We start from the raw sequence: 17072 nt of genomic DNA on the forward strand, positions 1-17072 counted from the left end.
TGGGCGGCCCCCACGATCAAGCCAGGGGCGTGCCGAGCCTGCCGGTCCTTATGTGGTGGAGGAGGTGAAGGTGACTACCTGCTCGTGCTGGAGTCGCAGGGCAAGAAGGACGAGAGGAAGCGCGGGAGCTGGCCGTACTACCTCTCGTACCTCCACGAGAAGTACCGCTGTGAGCCGGTGTTGATCGTCATGACCCAGAGTCGTTCCACCGCCCGGTGGGCGGCCCAGCCCATCCGGTTCGGTCTGCCGGGACGGTCCTCGCCGGTCGTACGGCCGCTGGTCCTCGGGCCCGACCACGTGCCGGTGATCGCGGACGAGGCGGAGGCGGCACGGGACGTCACCCGCGCGGTGTTTTCGGCGATTACGCATGGTAAGGGGGCGGATGCCGCTGCGATGCTGGGACCACTGGGTCCGCGTAGCCGTACGGGGCCGGAGTTCCCCGGCGCACTCCAGCCCCGCCCGACACCGGTTACTCCGACGGAGGCTCCTCCTCCGGCATCGGCACCGGCGGTGCCAGCGGCCGTAGCCACAGCCACAGCAGGAAGAACACGCCCAGGGCGAGCATGCCGAGGCCGGTCCAGAGGTTGATGTTGACGCCTTGGGCCTTGGCGAGTTCGGCGTCGGAGGCGGTCAGGCCCGCCAGGGTGACGATGACGCCGTAGACGACGAACAGGCCGCCGATGATGGTGCGGATGTCGAAGAGGCGGGTCGCGGTCGCGGACTGATGCTCCAGCTCCGTGACCTCGCGCTGGACATCGCGGTCCGAATAGTGGTCGGACATGGTTGCTCAGGCCTCCTGCGTCAGAACGAGAACGGGATGTAGCAGGCCGCCGCCAGGATCAGCGCGCCCCAGCCCAGCAGTGCCGGCCTGCGGTACCACGCGTCGTCGCCCACGGCCGGCGGCTCGGCCATGCCGGGGGAGACGGTGCCGTAGACCAGGCCCTGGAGGTCCTCCGCCGGTTTGGGGGCCGTGAAGAGGGAGACCGTGACCATCACCACCGCGCCGGCCACGAAGCCCGCGATCGCCGAGACGAAGTTGGCTCCCTGGTCGGAGGGGATGGCGATGATCCCCTGCTTGTAGATGACGAAGTAGTTGACCATCGCCGCCGTCGTGCCTGCCAGCAGGCCCCAGAATCCCGACTTCGCCGACGCGCGCTTCCAGAACATGCCGACGATGAAGGCCACGAACATCGGCACGTTGAAGAAGGAGAAGAGGGTCTGCAGGTAGGCCATGATGTTGGAGAAGGACGACGCCAGGAACGCCGTGCCGATCGACGCCAGGACGCCGATCACCGTGATCAGGCGGCCGAAGCGGACGTAGTAGGAGTCCTCCCGGTCGGTCACGACGTACCGCCGCCAGATGTCCGACGTGAACACCGTGTTGAACGACGAGACGTTGGCCGCCATGCCCGCCATGAAGGCCGCCAGGAGTCCCGTCACCGCGATGCCCAGCACGCCGTTCGGCAGCAGTTCCTGCATCAGGTACGGGACCGCGTCGTTGTACTGGAGGTTCGAGCCGCTCGTGCCGATCCTGGGGACCAGGACGGCCGCCACCAGGCCCGGGATCATCACCAGGAAGACGATGAAGATCTTGGGGAACGCCGCGATGAGCGGGGTGCGCTGGGCCGCCGACAGGTTCTTCGCCGAGAGCGCGCGCTGCACCTCCGCGAAGTTCGTCGTCCAGTAGCCGAAGGAGAGGACGAAGCCGAGGCCGAGGACGATGGTCAGCCAGTTCGCGCCCAGCGGGTTCACATGGCCGATGCCCGTACCGCCCCAGGCGGTGGTGAAGTCACTGCCGTGGGTCTTGTCGAGCGAGTGGGTCAGACCGTCCCAGCCGCCGACCCGCTTCAGGCCGAGCGCGGCGATCGGGATCAGGGCCGCGAGGATCACGAAGAACTGCAGCACCTCGTTGTAGATCGCCGAGGACAGGCCGCCGAGTGTGATGTACGCCAGTACGAAGAACCCCGCGATCACGATCGCCACCCACTGGGGCCAGCCGAGCAGCGCCTCGACCACGATCGCCAGTGAGTACAGGTTGACGCCCGCGATCAGGATCGCCGCGAAGGCGAACAGGATCGAACTCAGCAGGTGCGCCGCCTTGTCGAAGCGCAGGAGCAGGAACTCCGGGACCGAGCGGACCTTCGAGCCGTAGTAGAACGGCATCATCACCAGGCCCAGGAACACCATGGCGGGGATCGCGCCGATCCAGTACCAGTGCACGGTGTAGACGCCGTACTGCGCGCTGTTCGCGGCCATCCCCAGGATCTCGGTCGCGCCGAGGTTGGCGGAGATGAACGCGAGGCCGGTGATCCAGGCGGGCAGTGAACGCCCGGAGAGGAAGAAGTCGAGGCTGGTCTTGACCGAGGCCTTGGCGGCGAAACCGATGCCGAGCACGACGACGAAGTAGATGCCGAGGATCGTGTAGTCGAGCCCGTTCGTGGGGAGCCGGAGCCCTGCGGCGAGGTATGTGGGGGCATGCATGCCCGTATCCATGCCCCATGAGTCGCATGACGCTGCCCAAGCTTCACAGACACCCCCCAAACCCCCGCAGGCATTGACGTTCCTGTTGCTTTGTGGTTTGTTGTGTTCGGTTATGTTTGATGGTTGGGTGTGGTGTGGATGAGGAGTCCAGCGGTGAAGAAGACCTCGACCCGGCTTGCTGACGGTCGTGAGCTGATCTACTACGACTCGGGCGACGACACGGTGCGTGACGCGGTGGACCGCCGCCCGCTGGAGCCCACCGTCACCAGCTCCCAGGTGCGCCGCGACCCGCTGCTCGGCGACTCGGTCGCGATCGCCTCGCACCGCCAGGGACGCACGTATCACCCCCCGGCGAACGAGTGCCCCTTGTGCCCCTCGCAGGGCGACCGGCTGAGCGAGATCCCGGACTCCTCGTACGACGTCGTCGTCTTCGAGAATCGTTTCCCCTCGCTCGCCGGCGACTCCGGGCGCTGCGAGGTCGTCTGCTTCACCTCCGACCACGACTCGTCCTTCGCCGACCTCACCGAGGAGCAGGCGGGGCTCGTCCTGGAGGCGTGGACGGACCGCACGGCGGAGCTGTCCCACCTCTCCTCTGTCGAACAGGTCTTCTGTTTCGAGAACCGCGGCGAGGAGATCGGCGTCACCCTCGGCCACCCGCACGGGCAGATCTACGGCTACCCGTTCACCACCCCGCGCACGGCCCTGATGCTGCGCTCGCTGGCCGCGCACAAGGAGGCCACCGGCGGCGAGAACCTCTTCGACGACGTCGTCGCACGCGAGCTCGCCGAGGGCGACCGGATCGTCCTGGAGACCGAGCGGTGGGTCGCCTTCGTGCCGTACGCCGCCCACTGGCCCTACGAGGTCCACCTCTACCCCAAGCGGCGGGTGCCCGACCTGCTCGGGCTCGACGAGGAGACGCGCACAGAGTTCCCCCAGGTCTATCTGGAACTCTTGAGGCGCTTCGACCGGATCTTCGGTGAAGGGGAGCCTCCGACGCCGTACATCGCCGCCTGGCACCAGGCGCCTTTCGGCGCGCTGGAGGAGTTCGAAGGTGTGAGCAGGGACGACTTCGCGCTTCACCTTGAGCTTTTCACCATTCGCCGCACTTCCGGCAAGCTGAAGTTCCTCGCGGGTTCCGAGTCCGGCATGAGCGTGTTCATCAACGACGTGCCGCCGGAAGCCGCGGCTCAGCGACTGCGAGAGGTAGCGAGTTCATGAGTGGGAAGTACCTGGTCACGGGTGGCGCGGGTTATGTCGGCAGCGTGGTCGCGCAGCATCTGATCGAGGCCGGTCACGAGGTGACGGTCCTCGACAACCTGTCGACGGGCTTCCGTGAGGGTGTGCCCGCCGGGGCCGCCTTCATCGAGGGCGACATCCGTGACGCCGGTAAGTGGCTGGACTCCTCGTACGACGCCGTGCTGCACTTCGCCGCGTTCTCGCAGGTCGGCGAGTCCGTCGTGAAGCCCGAGAAGTACTGGGACAACAACGTCGGCGGCACCATGGCGCTGCTCGCGGCGATGCGCGAGGCGGGCGTGCGCAAGCTGGTCTTCTCCTCCACCGCCGCCACGTACGGCGAGCCGGAGCAGACCCCGATCGTCGAGTCCGCGCCGACGAAGCCCACCAACCCCTACGGCGCCTCCAAGCTCGCCGTCGACCACATGATCACCGGCGAGGCGGCGGCCCACGGACTGGGCGCGGTGTCGCTGCGCTACTTCAACGTGGCCGGCGCCTACGGGGCGCAGGGTGAGCGCCACGACCCCGAGTCGCACCTCATCCCGCTCGTCCTCCAGGTCGCGCAGGGGCGGCGGGACGCGATCTCCGTCTTCGGCGACGACTACCCCACGCCGGACGGCACCTGCATCCGCGACTACATCCACGTGGCGGACCTGGCGGACGCCCACCTGCTGGCCGTCGAGGCGGCCACCGCCGGTGAGCACCTCATCTGCAATCTCGGCAACGGCAACGGCTTCTCCGTCCGCGAGGTCATCGAGACCGTCCGCCAGGTCACGGGGCACCCGATCCCCGAGGTCACGGCCCCGCGCCGGGCCGGTGACCCGGCCGTGCTCGTCGCCTCGGCGGCGACCGCGCGCGAGCGGCTCGGCTGGAACCCGTCCCGCGCGGATCTCGCGGGGATCGTCGCGGACGCGTGGGCGTTCGCTCAGAACAAGGAGCGGTAGGTAATTCGGTGGGCGTACGCGAGGGGTTCGAGGAGCTGTACGGGACCGCACCGGAAGGCGTCTGGGCGGCGCCCGGGCGGGTCAACCTGATCGGCGAGTACACGGACTTCAACGAGGGGTTCGTGATGCCGCTCGCCCTGCCGCACACGGCGGTGGCGGCGGTGTCGCGGCGCACGGACGGGGTGCTGCGGCTGCACTCCGCCGACATCGAGGGCCCGGTCGTCGAACTGCACGTCGACGAGCTGGCGCCGCTGACCAACACCAGCTGGGCCGCGTACCCGGCGGGCGTGGTGTGGGCGCTGCGCGAGGCGGGACACGCGGTGACGGGCGCGGACGTGCACCTCGCCTCGACCGTGCCGACGGGGGCGGGCCTGTCCTCCTCCGCCGCTCTGGAGGTCGTGACGGCGCTCGCCTTCAACGACCTGTACGAACTCGGCCTCACCGGGCCCGAACTGGCCCGCCTCGCCCAGCGCGCCGAGAACGACTTCGTCGGCGTGCCCTGCGGGATCATGGACCAGACGGCGTCCGCGTGCTGCACCGAGGGGCACGCCCTGCACCTCGACTGCCGCGATCTGTCCATCCGGCAGGTCCCCTTCGATCTGGCCTCCCTGGGGCTGGAGTTGCTGGTCGTCGACACGCGCGTGAAGCACGCGCTGGGCGACGGGGCGTACGCCGAGCGGCGCGAGGGGTGCGAGGAGGGCGCGCGGCAGCTCGGGGTGTCGCATCTGCGGGATGTCGCGTACGAGGAGCTCGACGCGGCGCTTGCGCGCCTCTCGGACGAGCGCGTACGCCGGTATGTCCGCCACGTCGTCTCGGACGACCACCGGGTGGAGCGGGTCATCGCGCTGCTGGACGCCGGGGACGTCCGGGCCATCGGGCCGGTCCTCACGGACGGGCACGCCTCGCTCCGGGACGACCTGCGGATCTCCTGCGAGGAGCTGGACCTCGTGGTCGCCACGGCCAACGCCGCGGGGGCGCTGGGTGCGCGGATGACGGGGGGCGGTTTCGGTGGCTCGGCGATCGTGCTGGTGGAGTCGGCGGATGTGGACACGGTGACGAAGGCGGTGACCGAGGCGTTCGGCTCCGCCGGTTACACGGCTCCCCGCGTCTTCCCGGCGGTGCCTTCGGCTGGCGCCCGCCGGGTGAGCTGACGCTCGGGTTTGTTCTTTGTCTGCGGGTGGGTGGGGGCTGGGCGCGCCCACGCGGCGGAGCCGCATGATGTGACAGCCCCGCGCCCCTAAGAGCCTCGGGGTGACCGGTGCTTGAAGGCGAGGGGGTTCTGGTCAGGGCAAGCGTCTGGTCAAGGTGTATTCCGTGATCCCCGGCGGATAGTCGGGGATCACGCACACCACCTCGTAGCCGTGTTTCTTGTAGAACTCGGGGGCCTGGAAGTCCCAGGTTTCCAGGCGGGAGTTGCGGCAGCCGCGCTCCTCGTGGGCGAGGCGCTCGGCCTCGGCGAGGAGCCGGCCGCCGAGGCCCGCGCCGCGGTGGGGGGTGTCCACCCAGAGGTACGTCACGTGCAGCCACGTCGTCCAGGTGTGACCGACGAGCCCGCCCGCGAGCGCCCCGTCGGCGTCCAAGGCCCAGACGTGGAGCGGAAGTTCCCGTTCGGCGGGGGTGCCGCGCAGCGCGCGGAGGATCGGGGACGCCGCTGTGTTCGTGTCGCGCAGTCGCCGGCGGAGCAGATCACGCCGGTCTTTGTCGTCTCCTGTCTCCATACGAAACATACGGCTCACCATAAACGCGCTGGCCAATCAGTTCTGCAAATTGCCTTCCGCTGCCCGCCCCTGGTCGTACCCTGTGAACAGCGCCGGTGGGGGCCGGTGCTGATCAGGGGGCGCGACAGTCGGGTACGACGCCCGAAGTGGGGGTAGCAGTTCCAGCACGGCGGCGGCCGTGCGGCTGCGGCACTCCGTTTTCCGAGTTCGAGCGGGCTCGGGATCACTTCGGGTGTCGTACCTGCGCCGGTCCGTCCCCCGACCAGTGGGGGTATCAGTGGTTCGCATCCGTGTCCTGGTCGTCGACGACCACCGCATCTTCGCCGAGTCGCTCGCCGCCGCCCTGGCCGCCGAGCCCGACGTCGACGTGTCCGCCGCCGGCAGCGGCCCGGCCGCGCTGCGCTGCCTGGAGCGGGCGTCCGCGGAGGGCCGCAGATTCGACGTGCTGCTCGTCGACGCCGACCTGGGCGGCAATCTGCCCGGCGCCCGTCCTGCCGTACCGGTCCAGGAGGGCAACGAGGACGGGCTCGTCGACGGCATCTCGCTCGTCGCCGGCGTCCGTTCGGGACAGCCGAGCGTACGCATCGTCGTGCTCGCCGAGAAGGACGATCCACGCCGCGCCGCCCTCGCACTGCAGGCCGGCGCCTCGGGGTGGGTCGCCAAGGACTGTTCCCTGTCGCGGCTCCTGACCGTCATACGGGGTGTGCTGCGCGACGAGACGCATCTTCCGCCCGCCCTGCTCACGGGCGTACTGCGGGAGTTGACCGCCGCGCGCAAGCACCGCACCGAGAGCGAGCGGCTGGTCGAATCGCTCACGCCGCGGGAGCGGGAAGTGCTGCGGTGCATGGTCGCGGGGCTGGGGCGGAAGGCCGTCGCGGAGAGGCTGTTCCTCTCCCCGCACACCGTCCGTACCCATATGCAGAACGTGCTGGGGAAGTTGGGCGTCCACTCGACGCTCGCCGCGGTCGCCCTCGCTCGCCGGGCCGGGGTCGGGCCCGTCGACCTAGCCGGGGATGTTGTCGAACGGGGCGGTCAGCTGGCGTAGCAGGGACGCGAGTTCACCGCGCTGCGCCTTGCTGAGTTCGGCCAGGATCGCGCGCTCCTGGTCGAGGAGACCGGCGAGCGCCTGGTCGGCGCGGTCCCGTCCCTCGTCCGTGAGGCGCACGAGTACCCCCCGGCGGTCGCTCGGGTCCGGGAGGCGCTCCACCAGGCCCTTCTTCGTCAGCCGGTCGATACGGTTGGTCATCGTGCCGGAGGTGACGAGCGTCTGCGTGAGCAGCTGGCCGGGGGAGAGCTGGTACGGGGAGCCCGCGCGCCGCAGTGCGGTCAGCACGTCGAACTCCCAGGGCTCCAGGCTGTGCTCGGAGAACGCCAGCCGTCGGGCGCGGTCCAGGTGCCGGGCGAGCCTGCTCACCCGGCTGAGTACCTCGAGCGGTTCCACGTCGAGGTCAGGGCGCTCCCGGCGCCATGCTGCGACCAGCCGATCGACCTCGTCCTCCATGACGATCAGTGTAGTGGTTGTGTCGACATGAAGTCTCTTGATATCAAGTCTCTTGACGTCGAGATAAGTCTGAGGGGAAAGTAGCAGACATGACCACTCCCACCTGGGACCCCGCCCAGTACCTGCGCCACGCCGGCCACCGCGCCCGCCCGTTCACCGACCTCCTCGCCCGGGTCCCCGACCTCCCCGGCACCCCGCCCCGCATCGCCGACCTCGGCTGCGGCCCGGGCAACGTGACCGTCCTCCTCGCCGACCGCTGGCCCACCGCGCACATCACCGGGTACGACAACTCACCCGAGATGCTCGCCAGGACCGAGCCGTACGCGGGCCCCACGGCCGGCGGCGGACGCCTCGACTTCGCCCACGCGGACGCGACGACCTGGGCGCCGACAGAGACGTACGACCTGATCGTGTCGAACGCGGCGCTGCAGTGGGTGCCGGGGCACGTGGAGCGGTTCCGCGACTGGGTGGCCGCACTGGCACCCGGCGGCACCTTCGCCTTCCAGGTCCCCGACAACATCGACGCGCCCCTGCACGCCCTGATGCGCGAGCTCGCCGCCTCCGCCCGCTGGAAGGACCGCCTCGAAGGCGTCCTGCGGCACGAGGACTCCGTCCACGAACCGCTGGTCTACCTGGACCGGCTGACCCGCCTCGGCTGCGCGGCGGACGTCTGGCAGACGACGTACGAGCAGATCCTGACCGGTGTGGATCCGGTGCTGGACTGGGTGAAGGGAACGGGGCTGCGCCCGGTGCTGACGGCCCTCGCCGACGACCCGGAGGCCCGCGACGCCTTCGTCACCGAGTACCGCGACCTGCTCCGCGACGCCTATCCGACGGCCCCGTACGGCACGGTGCTGCCCTTCCGTCGCCTGTTCGCCGTGGCGCACAAGGAAGCGTGAGCGGATGCTGGCGGCCATCGACCACGTCCAGCTCGCGGCCCCGCCCGGCTCGGAGGACTTCCTGCGCGTGTACTACGTCGAGGTTCTCGGCATGACCGAGATCCCCAAACCGCCCGTCCTCGCCGCCCGCGGCGGCTGCTGGTTCCGGGCGGGGGCCGTGCAGCTGCACATGGGGATCGAGAAGGACTTCCGGCCCGCGAAGAAGGCCCACCCCGGGCTGCGCGTCACCGGCATCGAGGCCTTCGCCGCCCGCCTGCGGGCCCACAAGGCCGAGGTCACCTGGGACGACAACCTCCCCGGCCACCGCCGCTTCTACTCCGAGGACCCCGTCGGCAACCGACTGGAGTTCCTTGAGCCGCTCGGATCCGTGGAGCGGCTCGGGTCCTAGGACTTGCGATGCCCTATCAAACGCGGCTTCGGCTCCAGACCGTCCAGGCCGTGCCAGGCCAGGTTCACCAGATGGGCCGCCACCTCCGCCTTGCGGGGCTTGCGGACGTCCAGCCACCACTGGCCCGTCAGGGCGACCATGCCGACCAGGGCCTGGGCGTAGAGGGGGGCCAGTTTCGGGTCGAAGCCGCGCACCTTGAACTCGCGGCCCAGGATGTCCTCCACCTGGGTGGCGATGTCCGAGATCAGCGAGGCGAACGAACCCGTCGACTGGGGGATGGGCGAATCGCGGACCAGGATGCGGAAGCCGTCCGTGTACTCCTCGATGTAGTCCAGGAGAGCGAACGCGGCCTGTTCGCACAGCTCGCGGGGGTGACCGGCGGTGAGGGAGCCGGTCACCATGTCCAGCAGCCGGCGCATCTCGCGGTCCACCACCACCGCGTACAGCCCCTCCTTGCCGCCGAAGTGCTCGTAGACCACCGGTTTGGAGACGCCGGCCTTCGCCGCGATCTCCTCCACCGACGTCCCTTCGAAGCCCTTCGCCGCGAACAGGGTGCGACCGATCTCCAGCAGCTGCTGACGGCGCTCCGCACCGGTCATGCGGGTGCGGCGCGCACGCCGCGGCTTTTCACTGCTGCTCGGGGTGCTGCTGGAGTCGGTCGCCACACCGTCAATCATGCCGCTTCAGCGGTCTCCGTCTTGCCCCGGGAGGCCGACCCGTCCGTGTTGCGCTTCGAATCGATACGCGAGCGTGACGGCCAGCGCACGTCGTACGCCCAGCCGAGCTGCTCGCACCAGCGGATGATCCGCGCCGAGGAGTCGACCTGGCCGCGCTGTACGCCGTGCCGCGCCGAGGTCGGGTCGGCGTGGTGCAGGTTGTGCCAGGACTCACCGCAGGAGAGCACGGCCAGCCACCACACGTTGCCCGAGCGGTCCCGCGACTTGAAGGGGCGCTTGCCCACCGCGTGACAGATCGAGTTGATCGACCAGGTGACGTGATGCAGAAGCGCCACCCGCACGAGCGAGCCCCAGAAGAAGCCGGTGAACGCGCCCCACCAGGACATCGTCGCCAGACCGCCGATCAGCGGGGGGAGGGCGAGGGACAGCACCGTCCAGTAGATGAACTGGCGCGAGATCGCACGGATCGCCGGATCCTTGATCAGGTCCGGCGCGTACTTCTCCTGCGAGGTCCGCTCCTCATCGAACATCCAGCCGATGTGCGCCCACCACAGGCCCTTCATCAGGGCCGGCACCGTCTCCCCGTAGCGCCACGGCGAGTGGGGGTCACCCTCGGCGTCGGAGAACTTGTGGTGCTTGCGGTGGTCGGCGACCCAGCGGACCACAGGGCCCTCGACCGCCATCGAACCGGCGATCGCCAGCCCGATCCGCAGCGGGCGCTTCGCCTTGAAGGAGCCGTGCGTGAAGTAGCGGTGGTAGCCGATCGTGACGCCGTGGCAACCCAGGTAGTAGAAGAAGACCAGCAGGCCGATGTCCAGCCAGCTCACCCCCCGGCCCCAGGCCAGCGGCACCGCTGCCACAAGGGCTACGAACGGAACAGCGATGAAGAGAAGCAGCGTGATCTGTTCGAGTGACCCCTTCCGCTCGCCACCCAGCGTGGCGGCGGGGAGCGAGGCGTCGTTGTGCGACCGCGGGGCGTCGTCGATCACGTCGGAACTCGAGGGCATGAGCATCCCCTGTGGGGTTCGAGGGCGGGGGAGGTGGCCGGGTACGGGATCCCAGAGTCCTCCTGCCAGCTGACGGGAGGCCCTACGCATCCGTAACTTACGGCGTCGTAAGTATGGCAGCGCGCAGCCCGGCGGCAAGAGCCCAACAGCCTGCGCGTCCGCATGGACACCTATCCTTGGATTCGGTCGGACAGCGCGGTCCGTTCTGTTTTCTTCCCGGATGCCACGTCCCTAAGCGGCACCCCGCCGCGCGGCCGCCATCCGGGTTCCCTCCCTGACGAGCTTCAGACGAGCTTCCACACTCTTCAGCCGAGCTTCCACACTGCAAGGAGCCGCACCTGTGAGCAGTGCCGACGACCAGACCACGACGACCAGCAGCGAGCTGCGCGCCGACATCCGCCGCCTGGGCGACCTGCTCGGTGAGACCCTCGTCCGTCAGGAGGGCCCCGAGCTCCTGGAACTGGTCGAGAAGGTCCGCCGCCTGACCCGCGAGGACGGCGAGGCAGCCGCCGAGCTGCTGCGCGGCACCGAGCTGGAGACCGCGGCCAAGCTGGTCCGCGCCTTCTCCACGTACTTCCATCTGGCGAATGTCACCGAGCAGGTGCACCGCGGCCGCGAGCTGCGCGCCAAGCGGGCCGCCGAGGGCGGACTCCTCGCCCGAACGGCGGACCGGCTCAAGGACGCCGACCCCGAACACCTGAAGCAGACCGTCAAGAACCTGAACGTTCGCCCGGTCTTCACCGCCCACCCGACGGAAGCCGCCCGCCGCTCGGTCCTCAACAAGCTGCGCCGTATCGCCGCGCTCCTGGAGACCCCCGTCATCGAGGCCGACCGCCGCCGCTACGACACCCGGCTGGCCGAGAACATCGACCTGGTGTGGCAGACGGACGAACTGCGCGTGGTCCGCCCGGAGCCCGCGGACGAGGCCCGCAACGCCATCTACTACCTCGACGAGCTGCACGCGGGCGCGGTGGGCGACGTCCTGGAGGATCTGACCGCGGAGCTGGAGCGCGTCGGCGTGCAGCTCCCGGACGACACCCGGCCGCTCACCTTCGGCACCTGGATCGGCGGCGACCGCGACGGCAACCCGAACGTCACCCCGGCCGTCACCTGGGACGTCCTGATCCTCCAGCACGAACACGGCATCAATGACGCCCTGGACGTCATCGACGAACTCCGCGGCTTCCTCTCCAACTCCATCCGCTACACCGGCGCCACCGAGGAGCTCCTCGAATCCCTCCAGACCGACCTGGAGCGGCTCCCCGAGATCAGCCCCCGCTACAAGCGCCTCAACGCCGAGGAGCCCTACCGGCTCAAGGCCACCTGCATCCGGCAGAAGCTCGAGAACACCAAGCAGCGCCTCGCCAAGGGCACCCCGCACGAGGACGGCCGCGACTACCTCGGCACCGGCGAACTCCTGCGCGACCTCACCCTCATCCAGACCTCGCTGCGCGAGCACCGCGGCGCTCTGTTCGCCGACGGCCGGATGAACCGCACCATCCGCACCCTGGCCGCCTTCGGCCTCCAGCTCGCCACCATGGACGTACGCGAGCACGCCGACGCCCACCACCACGCCCTCGGCCAGCTGTTCGACCGCCTCGGCGAGGAATCCTGGCGCTACGTCGACATGCCCCGCGACTACCGCGCCAAGCTCCTCGCCAAGGAACTCCGCTCCCGTCGCCCGCTCGCCCCGACCCCCGCGCCCCTCGACGCCGCCGGAGCCAAGACCCTCGGTGTCTTCGGGACGGTCAAGAAGGCCCTGGAGATCTTCGGACCCGAGGTCATCGAGTCGTACATCATCTCGATGTGCCAGGGCGCCGACGACGTGTTCGCCGCGGCCGTACTCGCGCGGGAGGCGGGCCTGCTCGACCTGCACGCCGGCTGGGCCAAGATCGGCATCGTCCCGCTCCTGGAGACGACGGACGAGCTGAAGGCCGCCGACACGATCCTCGAGGACATGCTCTCCGACCCCTCCTACCGCCGCCTCGTGGCGCTGCGCGGGGACGTCCAGGAGGTCATGCTCGGCTACTCCGACTCCTCGAAGTTCGGCGGCATCACGACCTCCCAGTGGGAGATCCACCGCGCCCAGCGCCGCCTGCGTGACGTCGCCCACCGCTACGGCGTACGCCTGCGTCTCTTCCACGGCCGCGGCGGCACCGTCGGCCGCGGCGGCGGCCCCTCCCACGACGCGATCCTCGCGCAGCCCTGGGGCACGCTGGAGGGCGAGATCAAGGTGACCGAGCAGGGCGAGGTCATCTCCGACAAGTACCTCGTGCCCTCGCTCGCCCGCGAGAACCTGGAACTCACCGTCGCCGCCACCCTCCAGGCCTCCGCCCTGCACACCGCCCCCCGTCAGTCCGACGAGGCGCTGGCGCGCTGGGACGCGGCCATGGACGTCGTCTCGGACGCCGCCCACAACGCCTACCGGCGACTCGTCGAGGACCCGGACCTCCCGGCGTACTTCTTCGCCGCCACGCCCGTCGACCAGCTCGCCGACCTGCACCTCGGCTCGCGGCCCTCCCGCCGCCCCGACAGCGGCGCCGGTCTCGACGGCCTCAGGGCCATCCCCTGGGTCTTCGGCTGGACCCAGTCACGGCAGATCGTGCCCGGCTGGTTCGGCGTCGGCTCCGGCCTCAAGGCCCTGCGCGAATCGGGCCTGGACACCGTGCTCGACGAGATGCACGAGCAGTGGCACTTCTTCCAGAACTTCATCTCCAACGTCGAGATGACCCTCGCGAAGACCGACCTGCGGATCGCCCGCCACTACGTCGACACCCTCGTCCCCGACGAACTCAAGCACGTCTTCGCCACCATCGAGGCCGAACACGAGCTGACCGTCCGCGAGGTACTGCGCGTCACCGGCGGCAAGAAGCTCCTGGACACCAACCCGGTCCTCCAGCAGACCTTCTCCATCCGCGACGCCTACCTGGACCCGATCTCCTACCTCCAGGTCGCGCTCCTCAAGCGCCAGCGCGACGAGGCCGCGGCCGGCGCCGAGCCGGACCCGCTGCTCTCGCGTGCGCTGCTCCTGACGGTCAACGGAGTGGCGGCCGGACTGCGCAACACCGGCTGACACCTGCGGGACTCACGCAAAAAAGGGGTGCCCGGCGTTCGTACGAACGCCGGGCACCCCTCATTTGGGGCACTTGTCACTTCAAGAACAGGTCACAGAACCAGGAACGTGGCCGTCAGCTGCACGATCCCCGCCCCCGCAAGCACCCACGCCGCCCGCCGCAGCCGCAGGCCACCCGCCACCACCACCGAGGCGAGCAACAGAGCGCCACCCAGCGGGACCCAGGCGTAGAGAACGCCCGCCGGACCGCTACGGACGACATCACTGCTCCCGGGCTTCACGGTCACCGTGTACGTCCGGCCCTTGCGCACCGCGACCGCCTCGTCGATGGTGACGCGTGCCCGCGCCCTGGACCCCGTCGAGGTCGGGGCGTACGTCCCCGTACAGACATCGCCGGAGCACTCGTCCACGGTCATCGTCCCCTGCTCCCGGCCCTTGCTCAGCATCACGTGCTGGGCCGTACCCCAGGAACCCCAGACGCCGGCGATCAGGATCAGCGCCGCGACCGTGCCCATCGCCGCGAGCCGCCCGAACCGCAGCGCCGGATGTGCGCTCCGACGGGAGCCTCGATGTGCGGCGACGGCAGGCATGGCGGCGATCCTTGGCCATGGCTGCGCGCCCGGTCAACTCCGGCCGGTTCCGGTGGGCGACAAGTCGGCAGTTGTACGCGTACATCGACCGCTCCCGGGAACCGCTCAGGAGTTGTACGTGCCCTGCGCCCGCTCCAGCCCCTCGATGACGAGGCACTCCACGGCGTCCGAGGCCCGGTCCACGAGATAGTCGAGTTCCTTGCGCTCCGCCGAGGAGAAGTCCTTCAGGACGAAGTCGGCGACCTGCATCCGCCCCGGAGGACGCCCGATGCCGAACCGCACCCGGTGGTAGTCGGAGCCCATCGCCTTCGTCATCGACTTCAGCCCGTTGTGGCCGTTGTCGCCACCGCCGAGCTTCAGGCGCAGGACGCCGTAGTCGATGTCCAGCTCGTCATGGATCGCGACGATGTTCGCCGTCGGCACCTTGTAGAAGTCCCGCAGCGCGGTCACCGGGCCGCCGGACAGGTTCATGTACGACATCGGCTTGGCCAGGATCACCCGGCGGTTCGCCGGGCCCGGCGGGCCGATGCGCCCCTCGATCACCTGCGCCTGTGCCTTGCCGGCCCGCTTGAACCTGCCGCCGATCCGCTCCGCCAGCAGGTCGGCGACCATGAAGCCCACGTTGTGCCGGTTCATGGCGTACTCGGGGCCGGGGTTGCCGAGGCCCACGATCAGCCAGGGGGCGCCCGCATCGGTCGTCACGTCGGTGTCTCCCATGTGTCCTTGATACGCGGCAGCCGCCGCTCCGGAGGGGAGCGGCGGCCGACACAGATGAAGATTCCGGGGGAATCAGGCCGATCAGGCTTCGGCGGCCTCGTCGCCCGCGGCCTCGCCCTCGGCGGGCTCCTCCGCCTGCGCGGACAGGACCTGCAGGACGACCGCGTCCTCGTCGATCGCCAGCGTGGTGCCCTTGGGCAGCGGGATGTCCTTGGCGTGGATGGAGGCACCGGCCTCCAGGCCCGCGATGGAGACGGTGACCGACTCCGGGATGTGGGTGGCCTCGGCCTCGACCGTGAGGGTGTTCAGCACGTGCTCGAGCAGGAAGCTGCCCGGGGCGAGCTCGCCCTCGGTCTGCACGAACACCTCGACGGTGACCTTCTCGCCGCGCTTCACGAGGAGCAGGTCGACGTGCTCGAGGAAGCCCTTGATGGCGTCGCGCTGGACGGCCTTCGGGATCGCCAGCTGGGTCTTGCCCTCGATGTCCAGGGAGAGCAGGACGTTCGGGGTGCGCAGGGCGAGCAGCAGCTCGTGGCCCGGCAGCGTGATGTGGACGGGCTCGGCACCGTGGCCGTAGACCACGGCGGGAACCTTGCTGTCACGGCGGATGCGACGGGCGGCGCCCTTGCCGAACTCGGTACGGGTCTCGGCGGCGAGCTTGATCTCGGACATGTGCACTCCTCGTAGATCTGGGGAAGGGGGTCACCCGGCCAAACAATCGGCCTGCTACGAAGAGCGCGTCGATAACGGACCGCCGCACAAAAAAAGTGCGGCCTCCCTCGCCGAGCAACTTGAGCAGTCTACTCGGCAGGGAGGCCACACCCAAAAGGATCTTTACTGCTCCTCGAACAGGCTCGTCACCGAGCCGTCCTCGAAGACCTCACGGACCGCGTTGGCGATCGTCGGCGCGATCGAAAGGACCGTGATCTTGTCGAGCTCCAGCTCGCCCGGGGTCGGCAGGGTGTCCGTGAAGACGAACTCGCTGACCTTGGAGTTCTTCAGACGGTCGGCCGCCGGGCCGGAGAGCACACCGTGCGTGGCCGTGACGATGACGTCCTCCGCGCCGTGCGCGAAGAGGGCGTCGGCGGCGGCGCAGATCGTGCCACCGGTGTCGATCATGTCGTCGACGAGGACACAGACCCGGCCCTTCACGTCACCGACGACCTCGTGGACGGTGACCTGGTTGGCGACGTCCTTGTCGCGGCGCTTGTGCACGATCGCCAGCGGGGCGTCCAGGCGGTCGCACCAGCGGTCGGCGACGCGCACCCGGCCGGCGTCCGGGGAGACGATGGTGAGCTTCGACTTGTCGACCTTCGCCCCCACGTAGTCCGCCAGGATCGGCAGCGCGAAGAGGTGGTCGACCGGACCGTCGAAGAAGCCCTGGATCTGGTCGGTGTGCAGGTCGACCGTGAGGATCCGGTCGGCGCCCGCCGTCTTCATCAGGTCGGCGATCAGGCGCGCCGAGATCGGTTCACGTCCACGGTGCTTCTTGTCCTGCCGCGCGTAACCGTAGAAGGGCACGATCACGGTGATGCTCCGCGCGGAGGCCCGCTTCAGAGCGTCGATCATGATCAACTGCTCCATGATCCACTTGTTGATGGGAGCCGTGTGGCTCTGCATCAGGAAGCAGTCGGCGCCGCGCGCGGACTCCTGGTAGCGGACGTAGATCTCACCGTTGGCGAAGTCGAAGGCCTTCGTCGGGACAACCCCGACACCCAGCTTATGGGCGACCTCCTCGGCAAGCTCGGGGTGGGCGCGGCCGGAGAAGAACATCATCTTCTTCTCGCCGGTCGTCTTGAACCCGGTCACAGCACTGTCTCCTCAGAGGTGTCTCAGCTGGGGCG

17 protein-coding genes and 1 pseudogene are annotated in these 17072 nt (G+C 69.4%); 8 read left to right on the plus strand and 10 right to left on the minus strand.

Translation table 11 applies throughout. The features are described 5' to 3' along the window. Window positions 1-66 precede the first annotated feature (66 nt). Window positions 67-426, plus strand: a pseudogene (locus SMIR_RS43650) (hypothetical protein); the annotation flags it as partial. A 43-nt stretch (window positions 427-469) separates the two neighbouring features. On the opposite strand, the gene SMIR_RS22200 reads toward SMIR_RS43650, so the two are convergent. Next, window positions 470-781: a hypothetical protein gene (locus SMIR_RS22200; protein ID WP_168492476.1), complete on the minus strand. Its 312-nt coding sequence runs from the start codon at window positions 779-781 to the stop codon at window positions 470-472. Window positions 782-801: 20 nt separating this feature from the next. Beyond that, on the minus strand, window positions 802-2481 hold the full coding sequence (locus SMIR_RS22205; protein ID WP_211118728.1) for a sodium:solute symporter family protein: 1680 nt from the start codon (window positions 2479-2481) through the stop codon (window positions 802-804). Window positions 2482-2634: 153 nt separating this feature from the next. Here SMIR_RS22205 and galT point away from each other — a divergent pair, with 153 nt between their 5' ends. Genes galT through galK form a run of 3 tightly spaced genes read left to right on the plus strand, consistent with a single transcriptional unit; the run spans window position 2635 to window position 5809 of the window. Then, window positions 2635-3699, plus strand: coding sequence for a galactose-1-phosphate uridylyltransferase (gene galT / locus SMIR_RS22210; RefSeq protein WP_168492472.1), 1065 nt, complete (start codon window positions 2635-2637; stop codon window positions 3697-3699). Next, window positions 3696-4658, plus strand: coding sequence for a UDP-glucose 4-epimerase GalE (gene galE, locus SMIR_RS22215; protein WP_168492470.1), 963 nt, complete (start codon window positions 3696-3698; stop codon window positions 4656-4658). The genes galT and galE overlap by 4 nt, the downstream gene beginning before the upstream one ends. 8 nt (window positions 4659-4666) lie before the next feature. Then, complete coding sequence (galK, locus tag SMIR_RS22220) at window positions 4667-5809, plus strand: galactokinase (protein WP_168492465.1); 1143 nt, start codon at window positions 4667-4669, stop codon at window positions 5807-5809. A 132-nt stretch (window positions 5810-5941) separates the two neighbouring features. On the opposite strand, the gene SMIR_RS22225 is transcribed toward galK, so the two are convergent. After that, a complete protein-coding gene (locus tag SMIR_RS22225) occupies window positions 5942-6397 on the minus strand; it encodes a GNAT family N-acetyltransferase (RefSeq protein ID WP_211118727.1) in 456 nt (151 codons plus the stop codon). A gap of 256 nt (window positions 6398-6653) precedes the next feature. Here SMIR_RS22225 and SMIR_RS22230 point away from each other — a divergent pair, with 256 nt between their 5' ends. Next, on the plus strand, window positions 6654-7421 hold the full coding sequence (locus SMIR_RS22230; RefSeq protein WP_054233027.1) for a LuxR C-terminal-related transcriptional regulator: 768 nt from the start codon (window positions 6654-6656) through the stop codon (window positions 7419-7421). Here the strand turns inward: SMIR_RS22230 and tamR are convergent. Beyond that, window positions 7380-7877 carry a MarR family transcriptional regulator TamR gene (gene tamR, locus SMIR_RS22235; protein WP_054233026.1) on the minus strand — a complete coding sequence of 166 codons (498 nt, stop codon included), beginning with the start codon at window positions 7875-7877 and terminating at the stop codon, window positions 7380-7382. The two genes, SMIR_RS22230 and tamR, sit on opposite strands and share 42 nt — an antisense overlap. Before the next feature lie 89 nt (window positions 7878-7966). Between tamR and SMIR_RS22240 the strand changes: the two genes are divergently transcribed. Together SMIR_RS22240 and SMIR_RS22245 are read left to right on the plus strand one after the other, a co-directional pair. Then, window positions 7967-8776, plus strand: a complete 810-nt coding sequence (locus tag SMIR_RS22240) for a trans-aconitate 2-methyltransferase (RefSeq protein WP_168492461.1) — start codon at window positions 7967-7969, stop codon at window positions 8774-8776. 4 nt (window positions 8777-8780) lie between these two features. Beyond that, window positions 8781-9164, plus strand: a complete 384-nt coding sequence (locus SMIR_RS22245) for a VOC family protein (RefSeq protein ID WP_212727282.1) — start codon at window positions 8781-8783, stop codon at window positions 9162-9164. Here SMIR_RS22245 and SMIR_RS22250 read toward each other — a convergent pair. Both SMIR_RS22250 and SMIR_RS22255 read right to left on the minus strand, forming a co-directional pair. Beyond that, window positions 9161-9841, minus strand: coding sequence for a TetR/AcrR family transcriptional regulator (locus SMIR_RS22250; protein WP_168492455.1), 681 nt, complete (start codon window positions 9839-9841; stop codon window positions 9161-9163). The two genes, SMIR_RS22245 and SMIR_RS22250, sit on opposite strands and share 4 nt — an antisense overlap. Further along, on the minus strand, window positions 9838-10848 hold the full coding sequence (locus SMIR_RS22255) for an acyl-CoA desaturase (RefSeq protein WP_168492453.1): 1011 nt from the start codon (window positions 10846-10848) through the stop codon (window positions 9838-9840). The genes SMIR_RS22250 and SMIR_RS22255 overlap by 4 nt, the downstream gene beginning before the upstream one ends. A 340-nt stretch (window positions 10849-11188) precedes the next feature. On the opposite strand from SMIR_RS22255, the gene ppc reads away from it, so the two are divergent. Then, the gene (gene ppc / locus SMIR_RS22260) at window positions 11189-13921 is read left to right on the plus strand and encodes a phosphoenolpyruvate carboxylase (RefSeq protein ID WP_168492450.1); all 2733 of its coding nucleotides are present in this window, start codon (window positions 11189-11191) and stop codon (window positions 13919-13921) included. Window positions 13922-14013: 92 nt separating this feature from the next. On the opposite strand, the gene SMIR_RS22265 is transcribed toward ppc, so the two are convergent. From SMIR_RS22265 to SMIR_RS22280, 4 genes are all read right to left on the minus strand, one after another. Continuing rightward, the gene (locus SMIR_RS22265; RefSeq protein ID WP_168492440.1) at window positions 14014-14511 is read right to left on the minus strand and encodes a hypothetical protein; all 498 of its coding nucleotides are present in this window, start codon (window positions 14509-14511) and stop codon (window positions 14014-14016) included. A 105-nt stretch (window positions 14512-14616) separates the two neighbouring features. After that, complete coding sequence (pth, locus tag SMIR_RS22270) at window positions 14617-15228, minus strand: aminoacyl-tRNA hydrolase (protein ID WP_168492438.1); 612 nt, start codon at window positions 15226-15228, stop codon at window positions 14617-14619. A gap of 81 nt (window positions 15229-15309) precedes the next feature. After that, window positions 15310-15900: a 50S ribosomal protein L25/general stress protein Ctc gene (locus tag SMIR_RS22275; protein WP_168492436.1), complete on the minus strand. Its 591-nt coding sequence runs from the start codon at window positions 15898-15900 to the stop codon at window positions 15310-15312. A 162-nt stretch (window positions 15901-16062) separates the two neighbouring features. After that, window positions 16063-17037 carry a ribose-phosphate diphosphokinase gene (locus SMIR_RS22280; RefSeq protein WP_168492433.1) on the minus strand — a complete coding sequence of 325 codons (975 nt, stop codon included), beginning with the start codon at window positions 17035-17037 and terminating at the stop codon, window positions 16063-16065. Between the last annotated feature and the right edge of the window lie 35 nt (window positions 17038-17072).

Source organism: Streptomyces mirabilis, from assembly GCF_018310535.1.
GTDB lineage: Bacteria > Actinomycetota > Actinomycetes > Streptomycetales > Streptomycetaceae > Streptomyces.